14 protein-coding genes are annotated in these 18752 nt (G+C 58.3%); 7 read left to right on the top strand and 7 right to left on the bottom strand.

The window, feature by feature from the left end; translation table 11 throughout:
• Positions 1 to 9: 9 nt before the first annotated feature.
• On the bottom strand, positions 10 to 1335 hold the full coding sequence (locus OVA03_RS01105; RefSeq protein WP_267526394.1) for a hypothetical protein: 1326 nt from the start codon (positions 1333 to 1335) through the stop codon (positions 10 to 12).
• Positions 1336 to 1587: 252 nt separating this feature from the next.
• On the opposite strand from OVA03_RS01105, the gene OVA03_RS01100 reads away from it, so the two are divergent.
• Together OVA03_RS01100 and OVA03_RS01095 are read left to right on the top strand one after the other, a co-directional pair.
• Positions 1588 to 2634 (top strand): DUF2336 domain-containing protein, encoded by a 1047-nt coding sequence (locus OVA03_RS01100; RefSeq protein WP_267526393.1) that lies wholly within the window; start codon positions 1588 to 1590, stop codon positions 2632 to 2634.
• A gap of 72 nt (positions 2635 to 2706) precedes the next feature.
• Complete coding sequence (locus OVA03_RS01095; protein WP_267526392.1) at positions 2707 to 3465, top strand: NAD kinase; 759 nt, start codon at positions 2707 to 2709, stop codon at positions 3463 to 3465.
• Between the two features lie 266 nt (positions 3466 to 3731).
• Here OVA03_RS01095 and OVA03_RS01090 read toward each other — a convergent pair whose 3' ends face one another.
• Entirely contained in the window at positions 3732 to 4382 is a 651-nt protein-coding gene (locus OVA03_RS01090) for a hypothetical protein (RefSeq protein WP_267526391.1), read from the bottom strand.
• Between the two features lie 420 nt (positions 4383 to 4802).
• Here OVA03_RS01090 and OVA03_RS01085 point away from each other — a divergent pair, with 420 nt between their 5' ends.
• Positions 4803 to 5297 carry an Hpt domain-containing protein gene (locus OVA03_RS01085; protein WP_267526390.1) on the top strand — a complete coding sequence of 165 codons (495 nt, stop codon included), beginning with the start codon at positions 4803 to 4805 and terminating at the stop codon, positions 5295 to 5297.
• 157 nt (positions 5298 to 5454) lie between these two features.
• Here the strand turns inward: OVA03_RS01085 and OVA03_RS01080 are convergent, their stop codons facing one another.
• Entirely contained in the window at positions 5455 to 6630 is a 1176-nt protein-coding gene (locus tag OVA03_RS01080) for a DUF2336 domain-containing protein (RefSeq protein ID WP_267526389.1), read from the bottom strand.
• A gap of 227 nt (positions 6631 to 6857) precedes the next feature.
• Here OVA03_RS01080 and OVA03_RS01075 point away from each other — a divergent pair, with 227 nt between their 5' ends.
• The 3 genes from OVA03_RS01075 (at position 6858) to OVA03_RS01065 (ending at position 13118) form a co-directional block, all read left to right on the top strand.
• A complete protein-coding gene (locus OVA03_RS01075) occupies positions 6858 to 8657 on the top strand; it encodes a hybrid sensor histidine kinase/response regulator (RefSeq protein WP_267526388.1) in 1800 nt (599 codons plus the stop codon).
• Between the two features lie 431 nt (positions 8658 to 9088).
• Positions 9089 to 11659, top strand: a complete 2571-nt coding sequence (locus OVA03_RS01070) for a TonB-dependent receptor (RefSeq protein WP_267526387.1) — start codon at positions 9089 to 9091, stop codon at positions 11657 to 11659.
• 37 nt (positions 11660 to 11696) lie between these two features.
• Complete coding sequence (locus OVA03_RS01065) at positions 11697 to 13118, top strand: protein adenylyltransferase SelO family protein (RefSeq protein WP_267526386.1); 1422 nt, start codon at positions 11697 to 11699, stop codon at positions 13116 to 13118.
• A gap of 128 nt (positions 13119 to 13246) precedes the next feature.
• On the opposite strand, the gene OVA03_RS01060 is transcribed toward OVA03_RS01065, so the two are convergent.
• The 3 genes from OVA03_RS01060 to OVA03_RS01050 all read right to left on the bottom strand — a co-directional run bounded on the left by OVA03_RS01060 (position 13247) and on the right by OVA03_RS01050 (position 16938).
• Entirely contained in the window at positions 13247 to 13645 is a 399-nt protein-coding gene (locus OVA03_RS01060) for an endonuclease domain-containing protein (protein WP_267526385.1), read from the bottom strand.
• Between the two features lie 183 nt (positions 13646 to 13828).
• Positions 13829 to 14770, bottom strand: a complete 942-nt coding sequence (locus tag OVA03_RS01055) for a glutaminase (RefSeq protein ID WP_267526384.1) — start codon at positions 14768 to 14770, stop codon at positions 13829 to 13831.
• A gap of 44 nt (positions 14771 to 14814) precedes the next feature.
• Positions 14815 to 16938, bottom strand: a complete 2124-nt coding sequence (locus OVA03_RS01050; RefSeq protein WP_267526383.1) for an alpha/beta hydrolase family protein — start codon at positions 16936 to 16938, stop codon at positions 14815 to 14817.
• Between the two features lie 167 nt (positions 16939 to 17105).
• Here OVA03_RS01050 and OVA03_RS01045 point away from each other — a divergent pair, with 167 nt between their 5' ends.
• Positions 17106 to 17336, top strand: a complete 231-nt coding sequence (locus tag OVA03_RS01045; protein ID WP_267526382.1) for a hypothetical protein — start codon at positions 17106 to 17108, stop codon at positions 17334 to 17336.
• Here the strand turns inward: OVA03_RS01045 and OVA03_RS01040 are convergent.
• Entirely contained in the window at positions 17333 to 18745 is a 1413-nt protein-coding gene (locus OVA03_RS01040) for an alpha,alpha-trehalose-phosphate synthase (UDP-forming) (RefSeq protein WP_267526381.1), read from the bottom strand. The two genes, OVA03_RS01045 and OVA03_RS01040, sit on opposite strands and share 4 nt — an antisense overlap.
• Between the last annotated feature and the right edge of the window lie 7 nt (positions 18746 to 18752).

Below are 18752 nucleotides of genomic sequence, written 5' to 3'. Positions count from 1 at the left end.
CCTGACAGATCAAGCCGTGGCCGGTTGATCCGATACTCTGGCTGACATCATGGCGGTGGCCTTGATCGAGGCGTGAGTGACCCCGGCCATCCGCGCCACGGCCATCTGACGATAGTTGTCAAAGCCCTGCACCATGCACGCCCCGGCCGAGGCCTTGGCGGCGGCACTAAGGACGCCCAGATACTCGTTAAGGGCGGCATCTTCGCGTTTAACGCCGTCATATTCGACGCACACGCCTGACAGGCCGCATTTATGCAAGGTGGCTATGGATTTGCGATCTGCAGAGACTGACCCCACCACCGTCATGCAGAACGGCTTGATCATAGAGACAATCTCAAGGATCCGGTGCGGCGGCACCCCATCAAGGCCGCGCACTTCAAACAGCACCTTAAGCTGCATTTCGGCAGCAGCCTTTGAAACTTCCTGAGTGATACGCGCCCGCGCCCGGTTAGACGCAAAGGTCGAAAAGGCTGCCGGTACGACCATAAGCATTTTACGGGCGTCAGGTTCCTTGACCCGGATCAGCTTAATGCCCTGCTCGATATTGGCGACATCGGCCTGCTCGCGCAGATTCCAGTCCATATTGGCCAGAGCCTTACGATCCAGCAAGGTATTGTCCGCGCCTTCGATCACCATAGCCTCAAGGCGATGACCGATCATCACCATCTTGCGCATCTCAAACAGAGGCTCGGCGGATGAGGCCACCCGCACCGTGCGACCGGCATAGGCCACCGACTGGGCGACAATCATCGGGCGCTGGATCGCGCTCATCTGCGGGCCAGCCTCGGGGCCCTTTGCCGCACTTTCGGGCATGGCACCTGCGCGCGCCCGGACCGAGTGAGGCTCTTCTTCGTCACGCTCAAAAAAACTGTTCATACGGATACGCGCAATGGCAAACTTATCGACATCATAGGCTTCAACGGCATAGAGGGGGACATCTGTGCCGCTCAGGTCACCGACGAAGAAATTGGCCAGGTCCAGCCACATGTCGGTTACCGACATAGCCCCTTTGCGGGACGCTTCGGTCGGCATGACCGCCAGCCAGGTGTTTTCGGACACCTCTATGCACCAGTTGGGCTCAGGGAAGCGGCGTTCAAATCCGGTCTTTAGATGCTCAAACACCAGTTCGCGCTTACCTTCCCACTTGGCCCCAAGGCGGATGATCAGCGGCGTAATATCAAGTAGAAAGGCACGCCCGCGCCGATCATGATGGGTTTCGCGCAGACGTTCGATGATTTCGACCGCATCGTCACGCTCAAGCACCATAATCTCACGCTCCGTACCCGTCAGGGACGAAACTGTGGCCGTGGTTACACCTTCGGAAGTCTGGGACATTGCGCCCTGCGGTTCCTGTTTACTTATAGAGCCACTCTAAGGTCACACTGTTGAAACAAGATTAATGCGGCAATTAATCGCACCTCATGGCATAAAAATACCGCAGAACGATTGATTTCAAGCGATATTTACCCGCGCATCGCGGCTCCGATATTTCAAATATAACGTCACCAAAACGTAAAAATTAAACAATCATTCACCCTGTTTGCGCAGTCTGAGATCACTGATGATTCTCTAGGACCGGACGTATTCGTGGCGCAGCCCGCTTTAAACTCAGCCCCCTCAGCGCAGGACGCAGCCCCAAGCGAGGCCCGCGGTCAGGCAGGCTATGTTGGCCTGCTGGAAACGCTGATGGCGGCGACTCGCCCCGCGCCCGCCGTCGCACCAGCCCCCGCCCCTTCGCCCAGACCCGCAACTGGCGATCTGGATCATTTTACCCGCCTTTTGATTGACACCATCGTCAAAAGCCCACGCTCTGAGCAAAAAGCGCGCATCGCCCAGTTGGTTGACGCGCCGTGGCTGGCGCAAGCGGCCCTGCTTGAGCTGTGCGCCCTGCCCGCCGAGGTCAGCGAGCCGCTGCTGCGCCATGCGCACTTGAGCGATGCCAGCCTGTTCAACCTGCTCAACAACCATTCCGAAGGCCATCAGGTGGCGATTGCCCGCCGCCCCGGATTATCGAACAACCTCGTTAAGGCGATCCTCAACTTGCCGCCCTATCTGGTGCAACTGGCGCTTTTGAACAATGCTAACGCCCGTATAGAGCCCGAAGACATGCAGGGGCTTTGTCAACTGGCGCAGAACCATGCCGCCCTGCGCGGCGCCCTGATCCGCCACCCCCTGTTTACCGAAACCCACGCCAAGGCGCTGATGGCGTCGGTCGGGCCAGACTTACGTGACCTTCTGAGCGCGCGCTTCCCCTACCTGTCGGTGCCCGCGACGACCGTCACACCGGCGCAAGCGGTGGGCGACCTTAAGCTGTCGGCTCTGACCAATGGTCTGCTGCTGAACCTGCTGAATATCGGTCAGTTCGACGCCTTCCTTGAGGGCATGGCCCGTAAGCTGGCGGTTGACGCCGCCAAGCTACGCCATAGCCTCAATGGCCAAAGCTGTGTGTCATTAGCGCTTTCGATGACAGCACTTGGGATTGACCGCGCCGCCTTTGCGACCGTTCTGGAACAGATTCAGCGCCTGAACCATCAGCGCCCTAAGGTGACCAGCGCCCATCACCTGCTGGCGCGCCCGGTGTTTGATCTGCCGCCCGCCATGGCGCGGGAAAAGCTGGCGGCCATCTTATCTTAATCCATAAGACTTTGATTTCCCAAAATATCAGCGTATAAAGCCGCCCACCCCGCGCGCCAATGGTTGTTAGAGATGCCCCTGAAGCTGGCTTTTAAAGCGTCCGAACGGCCCGAAGCGCAGCAGGCCAGTGAGCGGTTGAGCGCTCGCTATGGCTCAAGCGACAGCCCCGACGTGGTGGTGGCGCTGGGCGGTGACGGGTTCCTGCTCGAATGTCTGCATGAGCACCTGAACGAACATGTGCCGATTTTTGGCATGAACCGCGGTTCGGTCGGGTTTCTGCTCAATGACTACGGCGAAGACGATCTGGTTCAGCGCATCTATGCCGCCGAACGGACCCTCATTCACCCCTTGCGGATGCGCGCGACCAATCGTGACGGCGAAAACTTTGAAGCCCTGGCGCTTAACGAAGTCTCCCTGCTGCGCCAGACGCACCAGAGCGCCAAGCTGAAAATCTATGTCGACGATAAGGTACGCCTCGAAGAACTGATCTGCGACGGCTGCATGTTGGCCACACCCGCCGGATCGACGGCCTACAACCTGTCGGCCCACGGCCCGATCCTGCCCCTGACGGCGCAGGCGCTGGCGCTGACCCCGATCAGCGCGTTCCGGCCCCGGCGCTGGCGCGGTGCGGTTCTGCCCCACACCAAACGCGTGCGCTTTGAGGTGCTGGAAGGCGATAAGCGCCCGGTCAGCGCCTCTGCGGATACGTTTGAAGTCCGGCATGTCCGGGATGTGCAGATCGAAGAATGTCGCGATATCTCCGCCACCATCCTGTTTGATGCGGGCAAGGGCTTTGATGAGCGCGTGCTGGCGGAAATGTTTACGGCGTAAGCGGGTGCGAACTCCCTATCAAGGATTGGGAGGCGAATGGTATCAATATGTCTTCGGATCGTTGAAATATCCCCCACCACCCCTTTGCTCCGCAAAGCGGTCCCCCTCCCCGGCGCATTTTAGTGCGCTACCGCCGGAAGGCCGGCCCCGTTCGCTCCTTGAGCGCAGTCGGGGAGGTATAAGTAAGAATTCTTCTCCTCCCCTGTTTACGGGGGAGGTGGATGGCTGAAAGCCAGACGGAGGGGGCTCTTGCGAACTTTTGGGACTTAACTGCTGTCGGTGATGACACTCGGAACACTTTCCGGCAGGACCAGCTTCACCTCACCGCGCGCGACACGCCAGTACATCTCGCCGCCTTCGGCTTCAAACCACGGCGGATGCTGGGTCGCCAGAATCGTCCGCTCATCCAGCCACAACAGGCCGGTTTTCGGATCGAGGCGCGGCGGGCTTTTTGGCGCATCCTCTGCCTCATCCTCAAGATCGTCATCGAAATCGTCCTCAAGTCCGAAATCGGGTTCCGACAGATCAAGGCCCTTGATGTGCTTGATCAACTCATCCGGCGTGAGCGTTTCTGCCTCTGAAATAGGACTCAGTTTCGGGGCCAGCTTCGCGCTCACCGCCTCATGGGTGGCGCGCAAGGCGGCCAGTTTCAGGCCGAACTCTTCGCGGCTGCGGGCGGCCTCTTCGGGGGTGAGTTGTTTAGAGGCCGTGCGCTCTGACGCATCGACGCGGGCGTAGATCCGCTCGATCAGTAACCCGGCCCGTGTCATTTGCTCCAGTTCCGGGGCATCATAGGGCGACGGCAGATCACCCAGCCGCTCCAGCATCCGGTCGGCAAAGGCCCGCAACCGCGCCCTGCGTTCTTCGGGCGTGAAGCGTTCCTGCTGGTCAAAAGATGTCGGCGCATCGGCAGTCATCCCCTAAGCATGGGGGAAACTCGCACGACGGGGATAAGTTGTCTTTCTCCTCCCCGTGCCATAGGCATGGGGAGGTGGCGCGGCGTAGTCCGCGACGGAGGGGGATGGCTGAGACGAGGTGGTCTGCACCGGCTTTAGGGCATCACGCAAAACTAAGGACGGTGGGTGGAAATCACAGCGGCGCAATCCCCCTCCGTCTCGTCGCTCACGCGCCGATCCACCTCCCCATCTTCGCCAAAGGCTCGATAGGGAGGAGAAAAAGGCACCGCCCTGTCCGCTGGCTCCAAGTTCCGGGTGCAGGGGCGAGCCCCTGTCTGCAAAAATGATAAATTATGGTGCTGTTTTAGGGGTTCTTAAATCTGTGCAGGTTATAGTGACGGTAAATTATCACCAAACCCACCCTCTGAGGACCTCTCCCCCATGTCGGAAAAAGCTCAAATCATTCAGGTTCCCAACACCTTACGCGCCAAGGTCGGCGGCAAGATGGGCGCCCTTGATCAGGCCGCTATCGCCAAGGCCGAAGCCGCTATTGCTGACCTGTCGTCCAATTTCGGGGAATGGCTGCTGGACGAAGTCAAGAAAATCGAAAACGCTCAGGCTGAAATTAAGCGCAGCGGCTTCACGCCTGCCAATGCCGATAAACTCTATTTCCACTGCCACGACCTGAAAGGGCTTGGCACGACCTACGGCTATCCGCTGGTGACCCGTATTGCCGGTTCGCTGTGTAAAATGATGGATGACGAAGCCATCCGCCTGCAAGCGCCGCGCGTCCTGATCGACGCCCACCTTGACGCCATCCGCGCCGCTGTGCGTGACAGCATCAAGGAAGACACCCACCCGGTCGGCAAGATTCTGGCCGATACGCTGGAGGCCCGCGTCAAGGAACACCTCAACTCCATTGGTCATAAAGAATAGGGCAAAGTCCCCAACCAACAATAAAAAAGCCGCCGGAGTGATTTCCGGCGGCTTTTTTTATTATGAAATGGGGAGCTCTTTTTGTTGTGTAACGCGCATCTTGATCCAAAAACCGCTGCACACTTTTTGGCTTCGCCGAACTTCGTTTGGGATGAGCTTAGGCCGCCTCAAATTCTGTTTTAGACTCAGTCTCGCCCTTGGGCAGATTGGCCCATGAATGGCCTTTGTGGTCAAAGTCCAGACGCTCCATCAGATAGGCGATATCTTCGCGTGACGCCGTTGGGGTCTGGGTCAGGAAGCGCTCGATCAGGCGTTCCTGCAAGCGGATGGGGTCGAGGTGCCCCTGCTCAGCCTTAAGCTCATGATAGGTCTCAACCGCTGCCTTGAAGGTTGCGAACATGCCCGCCGGCAGGCCCGCCCGGTCATATATGGCCCGCAGTCCCAGCGCCCCGGCATCATGGATCATCAGCCAGGTGCGTTCATGGGGCACGCCGGATAGCTCCGCCAGAGCATATTCAAAGAAGGTCATCTGCCCGCGTACCAGCGCCCTGAGCATAAGTGACGGCGTCATGCGGCCGAAATCGACCAGGTGGCGGGCCAGGGTCTTGGGATCATGGGCCTGCGGGCTGCGTCCGGCCATGTCGAGGGTCGCGCGCTCCTGCACCGCCTCGGAGATCCGCGCCGCCGTCTCCGGCGTCACCGCATGGCGGGCGACCAGTTGCTCGCGCAAGGCCCCGCTGACCAGATGCACCAGCTTTTCCGTCACCGTCACCGGCAAGGCCTGACGGTGAACCAGCACCGACTGCATGACCTCAGACTCACCAAAGCGGTCCATCACCCGCCCGAACGCACCGTCATCAAAACGGGCATTGTCGTTGGCGCAGGCAATTACCACCGCCTCTTCGACGCCGTGCTCAGCCAGAGCACCCGTCACGACTTCGGATAAGGTGTCACGTTTGGCAATCGCGATCTGACGCGCCGGATTACCGGCTTCGATCACCGCACGCAGATCGTCGTCGCTGAACACCGGTGAATAGTGCAGAACCGGCACGGCGACCGACACCACGTCCTGAGCCAGTTTCATGGCCACATCGTGCGGCAATAGTTCTGACGTGCGCATGGTCACCGACAGGGCCCGCCGGACCAGTTCCGCCGCATCGTGCGCCATCAGGCGAATGATTTCATGGGCGGCTTCGCGCTCAGCCTCACTGACCACCTGACGCTCCATGACACGGCAAATCTTGTGCGCGGCCACGGCGCGATCGTCGGCATTATCACTTTTCACCAGACGCTTAAGGTCTTCGTCGGACAAAACCAGTTTTGAGGTCATCATGGGTCGAAATCCTGAGAGCACGGATATGAGCCCTCAGTGTCGCGTCTTATCCCTAACGAAGCTTTACTTTTTGGTCATAAGTTCGCTTAAAGCGCTAAAAAGCGTTCACAATGTCTTGAGAATGCCCCTAAAACACAACCATGAGGCTACAGAGTGTACAATTTTCGCCCATAGTAACCTGACGGCAAGATGTTTGGATTACGATTTGCGCTCAGTACGGAGCCGTTATGTCCCCCCAGCATCAGCCATTGACGATCGATACCCCCGCCGTCGATGAGGCCGTTATCCTCGATTACGGCCTGCGGGCACAGGCGCGTATGCTGCCCTATGCGCTGGGGTTCTTTGGGGTGGGCCTGCCGCCGTATCTGTGGGCAGCGTCCTATTTCATGCCCCCGGCCTTTATCGTGCTGAGCCTGACCCTGTTTGCGGTCAACTGGGGCTTTTTTCATTATCTGCGTGCCAAGTCCCGCGCCCTGCTAACGCCCGAAGATCAGGTGCCGCCCCCGTCCCTGCTGACCCGCCGCATGGTCTATCAGGGTGTCAGCGGCGCCTTATGGGTCATGGGCCTGATGGTGCTCAGCTATGTGGCGGCCCGGTCAGGTCATAATGCCCACATATTTTTGCTAATTTGCGCGGGGGCTGCCGTCGGCATCATCTTCTTTTGCACGCCGGTGCTGCGGTTCCTGCTGACCCTGGGGCCACTGGCCGCGGCCGGGCCCGTGATTGGGCTTAAGTCCGTACCGGGGGGCCAGGACCTGAGTAATCTGGCCATAGGTGGCATGGCCCTGGCCCTGGCGCTAGGGTTCATTCTCAATCGCCATCTGCGTGAGCATTACCAACTGGCCCACGATCAGTTGCAACTGGCCAAAGAACGTAACGCCGCCGTCGATACCTCTGAGAGCTTAAGCGCCAGCAAGATCGCCCTGATGCACACCTTGTCGGACGAGTTGCGCGCCGGTCTAAAAGGGTTAAGCGCCAGCCTGCACACCAGCCTTACACAGGCCAGCCGCGCCCCGGCGATCCGCCAGCACATCTATTCGGCGCTAAACGAGGCCCAGCATCTGGAAAACATGCTGGTGACCACCCTTGATAATGACACGGCGGAACAAGGGTTGATGCAGATCACGCCCGAAGCGCTTGATATCGAGGCCATCTGCGTGCGGGTCATTGAGGATTTCAGCGCTCAGGCCACCGCCAAAGGCCTGGAACTGGCGCTCAATCTTGAGGCCGTACCGCATAAGGGCGCGGTCATGGCCGATGGGGCGCGGGTTACCCAGATCCTGTCCCACCTCGTCTCCAACGCCCTGGCCTATACCGCCCGCGGGCGGGTAGAGCTAAAAGTATCCATGTCGGCGCAAGATGTGTTGCGGGTCGATGTGCTTGATACCGGCCCCGGTCTTGATGCCGACGAACTGGATCAGGCTTTCAAAGCCCACACCCGCATTGCCCGCACCGCTGCCGGTCATTCCGGTGCCGGACTGGGCTTAAGTTTGTCAAAGCGGCTGATTGCCATGATGGGCGGCCGCATTGGCGCCGACAGTACGGTGGGGCTAGGCTCAAAGTTCTGGGTGGAACTGGTATTTGATCGTGAGGCCCGCCGCCCCCTAAAACCTGTTGAGGCAACCGCCCCACTCGACAGCCGTCACGGTTCCGGCGCCAGCCTGCGCGTCCTGCTTTTGTCCAATGACAGCTTAAGATCGGCTCAGTTGCGCGACAGCCTTGAGCGGCTGGGTCATAAGTGCCTGACCTCCACCACCCGCGAACGCGCGCTCAGCCTGGCGGGTAAGGCCGAGCTTGACGCCTGCCTGATTGCGACGGGTGCCCTCAACGAAGTGGCCGACGCCGATGGCCGGGAAACGCTGGAGACGTTTTTATATCGCCTGCGCACCAGTCAGTCAGAGGCCGCCATTCAGATTCTGGCCCTGCTGCCACAAGGCGATCACGCCGATACTTTGCGTGAGATGGGCGTAAAACCGCTGATCCTGCCGCAAAGCGAAGCCGACCTTAATCGCGCTCTATTGGGCTGATCCGGTGTCATAAACCGACATAAACATCACATATTTCACAAAATCGAGACACTCAAGGTTTTCAAGTATTCGTGAGCTGTGCAACTGCTCACATAATCGGCCTCACAAGCCCCAAAAAGCTTACGTCATCGTAAACTTTGATTTGTCTGGAATTTTTACGAATCCCCATACAAAACACAGTTATATCAACCCCCTGTTTCCTTTAGGTTAGGCGATGTTTCATTGTGCATCGCCGCATGAATTGCCCGTTGTGTTTCTTAAGCCTTGTGTCATACATTTTTGATAATTGTAGCGGGTTACTTAATTTTCTAAGTGCCCGCACATCGAATAACAAAAGTCTTACAGGTTACAGGAAACACAGCGAATGACTTTCAAATGCTCGCATCGCGAATATTTGACTCTCAAACCCTGATTTACCCAAGGGAAACGACATGCGCACCATGACATCTCATCGCGGCGGCAAATTTTTCAGCAAAATTTTACTGACGGGCACCTCGCTGGCCCTGCTGGGAACGGCCCTGCCGGCTCTGGCACAGACCGACGCGCCGCCCGCTGAAGAACCAGAGGAAATCTTAGAGATCGTCGTCACCGCCCAAAAGCGTGAGCAATCGCTGCAGGACGTGCCGATTGTGGTCACCACCCTGTCGGCCAAGCTGCTGCAGGATGCCGGTGTGCGCGACATCAAGGACATGCAGGTCTTAACCCCCGGCCTGACCGTGACCTCAACCCAGAACGAGAGCCTGACCACCGCCCGTATCCGCGGCGTCGGTACGGTCGGTGATAACCCCGGCATGGAATCGTCGGTCGGCGTGGTCATTGACGGCGTTTACCGCCCGCGCAACGGCGTGGGCTTTGGTGACCTCGGCGAACTGGAACGCATCGAAGTTCTGAAAGGCCCGCAAGGCACCCTGTTTGGCAAAAACACCTCGGCGGGTGTTATCAATATCATCTCCAAGAAACCTTCCAACGTCTTTGGTGCCGAAGCCGAAGTTACGGCCGGCAATTACGACGCGCGCGGTATTTCCGCCGCCGTCACCGGCCCGATCGCCGGGGATGAAGTGCTGGGCCGCCTCTATGTCGCCAAGCGCGAACGCGGTGGCTATTACGATGTCAAAACCGGCGACGGTCAGCGCACCACAACCGAAGATGCCACCCAGGATTTCACGACCGTGCGCGGGCAGTTGCTGTTCCTGCCCAACGAAGACCTGAGCATCCGCGTTATCGGTGACTGGTCCAGACGTGAGGAGCGCTGCTGCGTCACCGTTCAGACCCGCACTGGCCCGACCGGCGCGCTGATCAACGCCCTGACCGCCGGTGGCGAGGGTATTGACCTGACCGCCAGCCCCGAAGACATGACCGCCTATGCCAACCGTGATACCCGTCAGTTTATTGACGATAAGGGCATATCCATCGAGACCAATCTGAAACTGGCCTTTCTGGATTCGACCCTGACGTCGGTCACCGGCATCCGTAACTGGAAAAACGTCAACGGTCAGGACATTGACTACACCGGCGCGGACATTCTCTACCGCCGCGACAACGGTGACTTCTCGGCTGAGTTCAAGACCTTCTCGCAGGAGTTGCGACTGGCGGGCGCCACGGAGCGGCTGAACTGGCTGGTCGGCGTCTTCTATGCCGACGAAGATCTGGACCGTAACGATTCCTACGTCTACGGCACCAAGTACGAGTCTTACGTTAGTATGCTCTTATCCCAGCAGATCACCGGCACGCCGTCGCCGACCTTCCTGCAAAACCTGACAGGCCGCCCGACCGGCACCAATTTCGTCGCGGGTCAGGGCGCACTTGATCACTATACTCAAAACGCCAAATCCTTCGCCCTGTTCACCAACAATAACTATCAGGTGACCGATTCGCTCGAACTGACTCTGGGGCTGCGCTATACGGCAGAGACCAAGAAGATGACCGGCGTCTATACCAACAGCGACAATGGCGCGGCGTGTCTGGCTGCCCAGCAACGCTACGGCGGCGCGTTGGTTAATCCGGCCTCTAACCCATTGTGGGCGGGCCTGATCGCGGCGGGCCGTGCGCCCACGGTTCTGGGCGGTATCTGCGCCTTCTGGTCTAACCCGGCCTTCAATAACCGCCAAGTCGCCGATGAGCAGGAAGAAAAAGAATGGTCCGGCACCTTTAAGGGCGCTTACCGCTGGAATAACAACATCATGACCTACGCGTCCTATGCGCGCGGGTACAAAGGCGGCGGCTATAACCTTGACCGGGCGCTGACGGGCCTGACGCCCAACTCATCACTCTATTTCCCCGCCGAAACGGTCGACAGCTACGAACTGGGCATAAAGACGTCCCTGTTCGACAAAAAGGTGCTGTTCAACCTGACCGCCTTTGATCAGACCTTTAACGACTTCCAGCTCAACACATTCCTGGGCACGGCGTTTGTGGTCGAATCCATCCCGGAGCTGACCTCAAAGGGCTGGGACGCCGATCTTTACTGGTCGACACCGATCCGGGGCCTAAGCTTCCAGGGCGGCATCGCCTATGCCGACACAAAGTATGCCGAGTTTACGGCCTCTGATCTGAATAATCCGGGAAGCTTTGCTCAGTTGTCCCTGCTGCCGGGCGCTCAGATGTCGTTCGCGCCCAAGTGGACCTCGTCCGGGGCCGTAACCTATACCCGCTCGATTGCCGGCCTGCGCTGGCTGGCCAACCTGTCGGCCAAGCATACCTCCAGCTACAATACCGGCTCCGATCTGATCCCGTTCAAGATGCAGGAATCCTTCACCCTGCTCAATGGCCGCATCGGTATCGGGTCTGAGGATTCGCGCTGGATGGTCGAAATCTGGGGCCAGAACCTGACCGACGAAAGCTATAAGCAGGTGGTAATCAACGCCCCCCTGCAAGGGACCGGCTTCCAGTCGACGGTGCAATCCAACGGCACCTATTACAACCGCGGTCTGGACTCCAACACCTATGACGCCTTCATGGGCCAGCCCAGGACCTATGGCGTAACTTTACGCGTCAAGTATTAGACTTGTAATTTAAGATACGGCGCGCCATGTCAGGGGTATGACCTATACCCCTGATCCGCGCCTGCTCCATAGCGGCCTTGACCTGTTTGATCGGGTCAAGGCCGCTGACTTTCCGCAAACCACCTTACGCTACCGCAATGATCGGGCAGCGATTACTGTTGGCCTTGAGGGGCTTAACGATGACGCGTGGATCAGCCATTTTGGCCGGTTTACGCCTTTGCCCGACAACCAGCCTGAACCTCTGGCCCTGCGCTATCACGGCCATCAGTTTCGCCATTACAACCCTGACCTCGGTGACGGGCGCGGCTTTTTGTTTGCGCAACTTCGCGATGATCAGGGCCGTCTCCTCGACCTCGGCACCAAGGGCTCAGGCCGAACGCCCTGGTCGCGGGGTGGTGACGGACGGCTGACGCTCAAAGGCGGTGTGCGTGAGGTGCTGGCGACCGCCTATCTGGAGGCGCTGGGGGTGCCGACATCGCGGTCATTTTCACTGATCGAGACCGGTGAAGCGCTTCATCGCGGTGACGAACCGTCGCCCACGCGGTCATCGGTGCTGGTGCGGCTGTTGCACAGCCATATCCGCTTTGGCACGTTTGAGCGGCTGACCTATCTCAACGAGCTTGAGACCATGCGCGGCCTGATCGGGTTTGTGGCGGACAATTACTACCCTGATGCCGCCGGTCTTGAGGGCGAAGATCAGGTCGCGCGTGTGTTTGACCTGTGTGTGACGCGGACGGCGAACCTGGTGGCGCGCTGGATGATGGCGGGCTTTGTCCACGGTGTGCTCAATACCGACAATATGAATATCACGGGTGAGAGCTTTGACTACGGCCCCTACCGGTTTTTGCCCTATTACGACGCCTATTTCACCGCCGCCTATTTTGACGAAGGCGGGCTCTATGCCTATGGCCGTCAGGTCGATGCGGTGTTCTGGAACCTGACGCAACTGGCGCGCTGTCTGGCCCAGATTTGCGACGGCGCGCGGCTGATCGACAGCCTCAATGACTTCGGCCCGCGTTATGAGGCCGCCGCCCGTGAGGCTGTGCTCAACCGGTTGAACCTCAAACCGTTAAAGGCTGACAAAGACCAGGCACTGGTCGAGGCGACGTTTAAATTGCAAGCCGCTCTGCATCCGAATCCGGGTTCATTTGAGGGCGTATATTTCGACTGGTTCGGTGGCCTGATCAGTGAGGCCCGCGCCCTGTCTGGCCCGCGCGGTCAGTTCTATACTGGTGAAATCTTTGACACTTTCAAAAACTTGCTGAGTGATTTTGAACCGAAAGATGCGGACCGCCTGAAACATCCGCTGTTTGCCGCGCCTGAGCCCGTCAGCCTGCTGATTGACGATATCGAAGCCCTGTGGGCGGCCATTGACCGCGATGACGACTGGTCAGGTTTCCATGCCAAACTGGATGAGATCGAAACCTACCGGCAGGCGTTGGGGTTGGCGGCGAATTAAGCCCCCCTCCGGCGCTACGCGCCACCTCCCCCAAATGACACGTTGCGCATAGTCGTTAAGACTGTGCGTTGGGGGAGTAATAATTTCTTTTACTCCCCCAACGCATTGAGTTGCCAGTCTAAGTAGATTTATCCTTTGGGGGAGATGTCACGCAGTGACAGAGGGGGGCTAACACCAGCCCTGAGCCGCTCAACCGCCATCAACCACACCCCGTCGGCCACGTCATCCGGTCGCTCAAATATGTCCCTGGCCGGAATGCGCAAGGTCCCAATGCCCTTAGTTTGCAACCAAGCGATACGCACCTCATCATTTTGCGCCTTATCGGGCAGATTATGAACCTCACCATCGACCTCGACGGCTAACCGCGCCTTGATACAATAAAAATCAAGGACATAGGCGCCGATAGCATATTGCCTGCGAAAGGTCGGGCCGTCCGGTTGCCTGCGCTTTATCCGGTCCCACAGCATCAATTCAGGCGGTGTCAGGGCCTTGCGAAAGGTTCGGGCCAGTTGGTATTTCGGTTTCACAAGCCCCCCTCCGGCGCTGCGCGCCACCTCCCCCAAGTGACACGAGGAGTATAACCGTTAAGATTGTGCGTTGGGGGAGTAAAAAATACTATTACTCCCCCAACGCACTTTGTTTCAATTCTATATAAATGTTTCACTTGGGGGAGGTGGCGCAAAGCGCCGGAGGGGGGCTACACGCCCAAATCACAGCACCGAACAATTGGTCAGACGGCTGAAGTGTTCCAGCGCCGACACCCCGACCACCGACGTGCCGTAACGATCCAGCTCCGGCGACCAGACGGCAACCGCCGCCCGGCCGGGGATGACCGCGACAATCCCCCCGCCGACCCCGCTTTTGGCCGGCAAACCCACCCGGTACGCAAATGATCCGACCGAGTCATAAATCCCGCAGGTCAGCAACAAGGCATTTAGCCTTCGTGTCAGCCGCTCCGGGAAGATGCTTTCCTCCATCACCGGCGAATAGCCCGCCGCCGCCAAAGGTAAAGCTGCCTTGGCCAATTGCCGACAGGTGATCGACACCGCGCATTGACGGCAATAGGCCTCAATCACCGCCGAAGGGTCATGGCTGATCGTGCCCTGAGCGCGCATCAGATTGGCAATGGCGCGGTTCTTATAGGCGGTGTCCATCTCAGACCGTGCCACCGCATCGTCAATGCTAAGCGACTCCCCCGCCAACACCCCCATAAAATCACGCACCAGATTGGCGGGCTCCCTGACCACATCCAGCAGGATATCGGTAATCGCCAAAGCCCCGGCATTGATGAACGGATTGCGCGGCACACCGGCCTCTTGTTCCAACTGCGACAGGTAGTTGAACGGCGTTCCCGAAGGCTCCTTACCCACCCGCGTCCACACTTCATCGCCCAACCGGTTGAGCGCCAGCCCGAGCGCAAACAGCTTGGTGATCGACTGGGCCGAAAACGGCTCATCGGCATCGCCGACACCGTAATCATCCCCCTCGACGGTGGCGACCGCCATGCCAAATTTCATCGGATCGACAGCCGCCAGTTCGGGGATGTAGTCGGCGGGCCGCCCCTTGCCGAAGTGCGGCTTCACCAGCACCGACACCTCATGCAGTACATCGTCTAACGAGGTCACTTCCTTCGGGGGCGGCGGTCGGCGCATGGGGAGCCTTTGGGCGAATCAGGAATTCGCCTTAAGTGTAGCGCTTACTTCGTCTCCGCGGTGTTTTCTTTCAGCCAGTCAGTCACGGTCTGGTGCCACATCAGGGAATTTTGCGGCTTTAACACCCAGTGGTTTTCATCGGGGAAGCGCAGGAATTTCGACTTAATGCCCTGACGCTGCAAGGCGGTGAAGGTGCTGATGCCCTGCTCAGGCATCACGCGGAAATCCAGATCGGAATGGATGACCAGCATCGGCACCGACCAGTCCTTGGCGTGCAGGGCCGGATTGAACTTATCGTAATTGGCCGTGTGGTTATAGACATCGCCGCCGTTCTCATACTCCGTGAACCAGAGTTCTTCGGTGCCGTAACCCATCGAGCGGGTATCAAACAGGCCGTCATGATTGACCAGACACTTCCACGGTTGCTTCCATTGCGAGGCGATCCAGTTGACCATATAGCCGCCGTAAGACGCCCCCAGCGCACAGGCGCGGTCCTTGTCGATGAACGGATATTTGTCTAAGACCGCCGCATAGCCCTTTTGCAGGTCTTCGAGCGGGCGATCGCCCCAGTGTTCGGATACCGCGTCCGTGAACGCCTGCCCATAGCCGGTTGAGGCGTGGAAATCGATCATCACCGCCACAAAGCCTGCCCCCGTATAGGTTTGCGGGTTCCACCGATACGACCATGCGTCCGAGAACGAGCCTTGCGGCCCACCGTGGATCAGGAAGGCCAGCGGATATTTTTTGTTCGGATCGAAATCGGCAGGCTTTACGATGTAGCCATAGACCGTATCGTCGTTCCAGCCTTTGAATGAAAACTGCTCATACTGGCCGCGTAGGCGTAAATCGAGGCGGGCCTTATTGAACTCGGTCACCGGTTTGGCGGTGGTGTCGATCAGGGCTGAACGGTCGCGCCCTTGCAGATAAAGCTGTGCCGGAGCCGCCAGCGAATCCTTAAGGAAGACTGCGCCCTGCGGCGTAAAATCAAAGCCACCAATATGACCGTCCTTGGTCAGCGGCGATACCTTGCCCGTCGCCACATCAATCCTGAACAGGCGGGTTTTGCCGACATCGGCGGCGACGGCATAAAGCGCCTTACCGTCATCGGACCAGGTCAGGCTGTCGGGCGAGCGGTCCCAGTCGTGGGCCAGCGGCGTGACCTTACCGGTGGCGATGTCTTTCAGGTAAATCCAGTAGCGATCGGCCTCAAACTTTGGGCGCTTCATGGCCTTATAGGCCAGCGTCTTGCCATCGGGAGAGACACGCGGCTCGGCATCCCGCGCTTCGTTGTCGGGCGTCAGATTATGCGGTGCCGTGGCCCGCAGCAGTTCCGGTTTTTGGGCCACGTCCTGCGGGTACTGCATATCGACCTGCCAGACGTCGAAATTGGTGCTCCACGGCTCAGTCTTACCCGCCACCCGCGCCGAGAAATAAACCGTGCGGCCATTCGGCGCGATCTCATATTCGCCTTCGTCGCCAAAGGGTTTGGACGGCACATCGCCATCAAAACCGTCCGTCAGCGGCGTGGCAAAGGTCGCCGCTGTGCCCGCAGTCAGGCCGACATAAAACAGGTGATTGCGCTTGAAATCGAACCATGTGTCCCAGTGGCGCACGAACAGCTTATCATAGATCACGCCGCTTGATTTTTTAGCCTTCTGGGCCTCATCGGTTTTGAGCGTGCAGGCAATTTCCTCGCCCGCGCAGCCCTCAGTAATGGCCATCGACACCACAAAACCCTTGCCGTCGGGGCTGACCTTGAAACTGTCGATGCTGATCGGCAGTTTGGTGATTTGCGTGCGCTCAGTGCCCTTGGCATCGGTCATGTAAATCTGCCCGCCGGACAGGTAGAAAATCGACTTGCCGTCGGCACTCCAGGCGGGACTAGACGTGCCCTGATCCGAGATCGGCAGACGCCATTCTTTCAGGGTGGGATTGCTGAGATCCTTGACCCACAGGGATGTCACGCCCTTGTTTTTCTCTAAATCTGTGACCCGCACCGCCATGACCGCGAACCGGCCGGTCGGGTCAACTTTCAGGGAACTAACCCGGTTTAGCTCGATCAGATCATTGTAAGTGAAGGGTTTGGTTTCGGCATAAGCCATGCCCCCTGCCAAAGCCATTACCGATACCGTAGCCGCAAAAGCGGCCATTTTCAGCGATCTGATCATAATCTGCAAAACCCGTCACGTTTGAAACGAGCCGCACTTAAGACCGTTTTGCGGACACGATCAAGAGGTATAAATCCTGCGCCGTGAGCCATACGCCTTAACCGCGCGACGGCGCCATAGACAACCGGGTAGAGCCATGAGAAGATCGCTAAAAAGAGGAAATATATATGAGCGCCTTTTTTATTCGCTTTGTATCCTGGTGGTTCGCTTTCGCCGCTATAACCGTCGTTGTCTTTCTGATGGGCATAACGAAATACCGTCACGATGAATGGAAGCAGTTCCTGACGCCGGAGGCTTTACCCGGTTTCGCCCTTACACTGGCTGCAATTTTCACCGTGGCCGCTGCGGGTATAGCCTTTATAGCCGGCCTTAAGGACAAACCCACAATCCGGCATTAGCCGCTAACCACCACCAGAGGCTCAGGCTTTTTTGCAGGCTTTTTGCCTTTCAGATCGTCCGTGAATTTGATGCGCCAGCTTACGACATCGTCAGTCATTATGCCGTGGATCAGGCCTTCATAACGCGCCACGCGTTGTTTCAGCGGCATGGACAGGGCCTCATGGATGGCCTCGGACACCGCCTCACGGTCGAACGGATTGACGATCAGGGCATCGCTCATTTGTGCGGCGGCCCCGGCAAATTCCGACAGCACCAGCACACCCGGATCGGCCGGGTTTTGAGCCGCGATATATTCCTTGGCCACCAGATTCATACCGTCGCGCAGCGGCGTGACTAAGCCCACATGGGCGGCGCGGTAAATACCCGCCAGTTCATCACGCCTGTAGGCACGGTTGACGTAGCGCAGCGGCACCCAATCAATCGTTGAGTGCTCGCCATTGATGTGCCCCGACAGGGTATCGAGCTTGCCACGGATGTCCTGATAGGCATCGACTTCGCCGCGTGACGGCGTGGCGATCTGAAGCATAAAGACGTTGCGCTCGTACTGCGGATAGTCGCGCAGGAACTGATCATAGGCGACGAAGCGTTCCTCCAAACCCTTTGAATAGTCTAGCCTTTCGACACCTAAGACCATCTTGCGCCCGCCTTGGGAATCGCGCATCAGATCCCAATAATCCTTGGCGGTTTGCGAGCGGCTGGCCTCGACAAACTCCTGGGCATCAATGCCTATCGGATAGGTGCCGACCTGTATACTCTTGCCGTAGGCCCGGATCTGACCATCGCCTAAGTCTTCGCCGCCCGCCTGATTGATAACATAATCAATAAAGGCATTCATGCTGTCTTCGGTCTGAAACCCGACCAGATCATAGTCGAACATCGTCTCGACCAGTTCGCCGTGCTTGGGCAGGGTCATCAGTACCCGCATGGCCGGCCAGGGGATATGCAAAAAGAAGCCGATCCGGTTCTTGACGCCCTGTTCACGCAGTTTCGAGGCCAGCGGGATCAGGTGATAGTCCTGCACCCAGATCAGATCATCCTCAACGATCAGAGGTGATACCGTATCGGCAAAGCGTTGATTGACGCGCGAATAGCCCTCATCAAACGAGCGCTCAAACGCCACCAGATCGGGGCGGTAGTGAAACAGCGGCCACAGGGTCTTATTGGCGTAGCCGTTATAATATTCCTGAACGTCCTGTTCTTCGAGGTGGGTCAGGGCCACGGTCACGCCGCCGATCTTCTGGATCGATATCTGGCCGGAGCTTTCGGCCACCTCTCCGCTCCAGCCAAACCACATGCCGTTCTCTTCGCGCAGGGCCGCTGACAGGGCCATAGCCAATCCGCCGACCGAAGCGTTGCCGATTTCGGCGGGCGGACTGACCCGATTTGAAATAACAATTAGTCTGCTCATTTTTAGT

Source organism: Asticcacaulis sp. SL142 (assembly GCF_026625745.1).
Taxonomy (GTDB): domain Bacteria; phylum Pseudomonadota; class Alphaproteobacteria; order Caulobacterales; family Caulobacteraceae; genus Asticcacaulis.
Note: the sequence above shows the minus strand (reverse complement) of the source record. Positions and strands in the feature narration are given on the sequence as shown.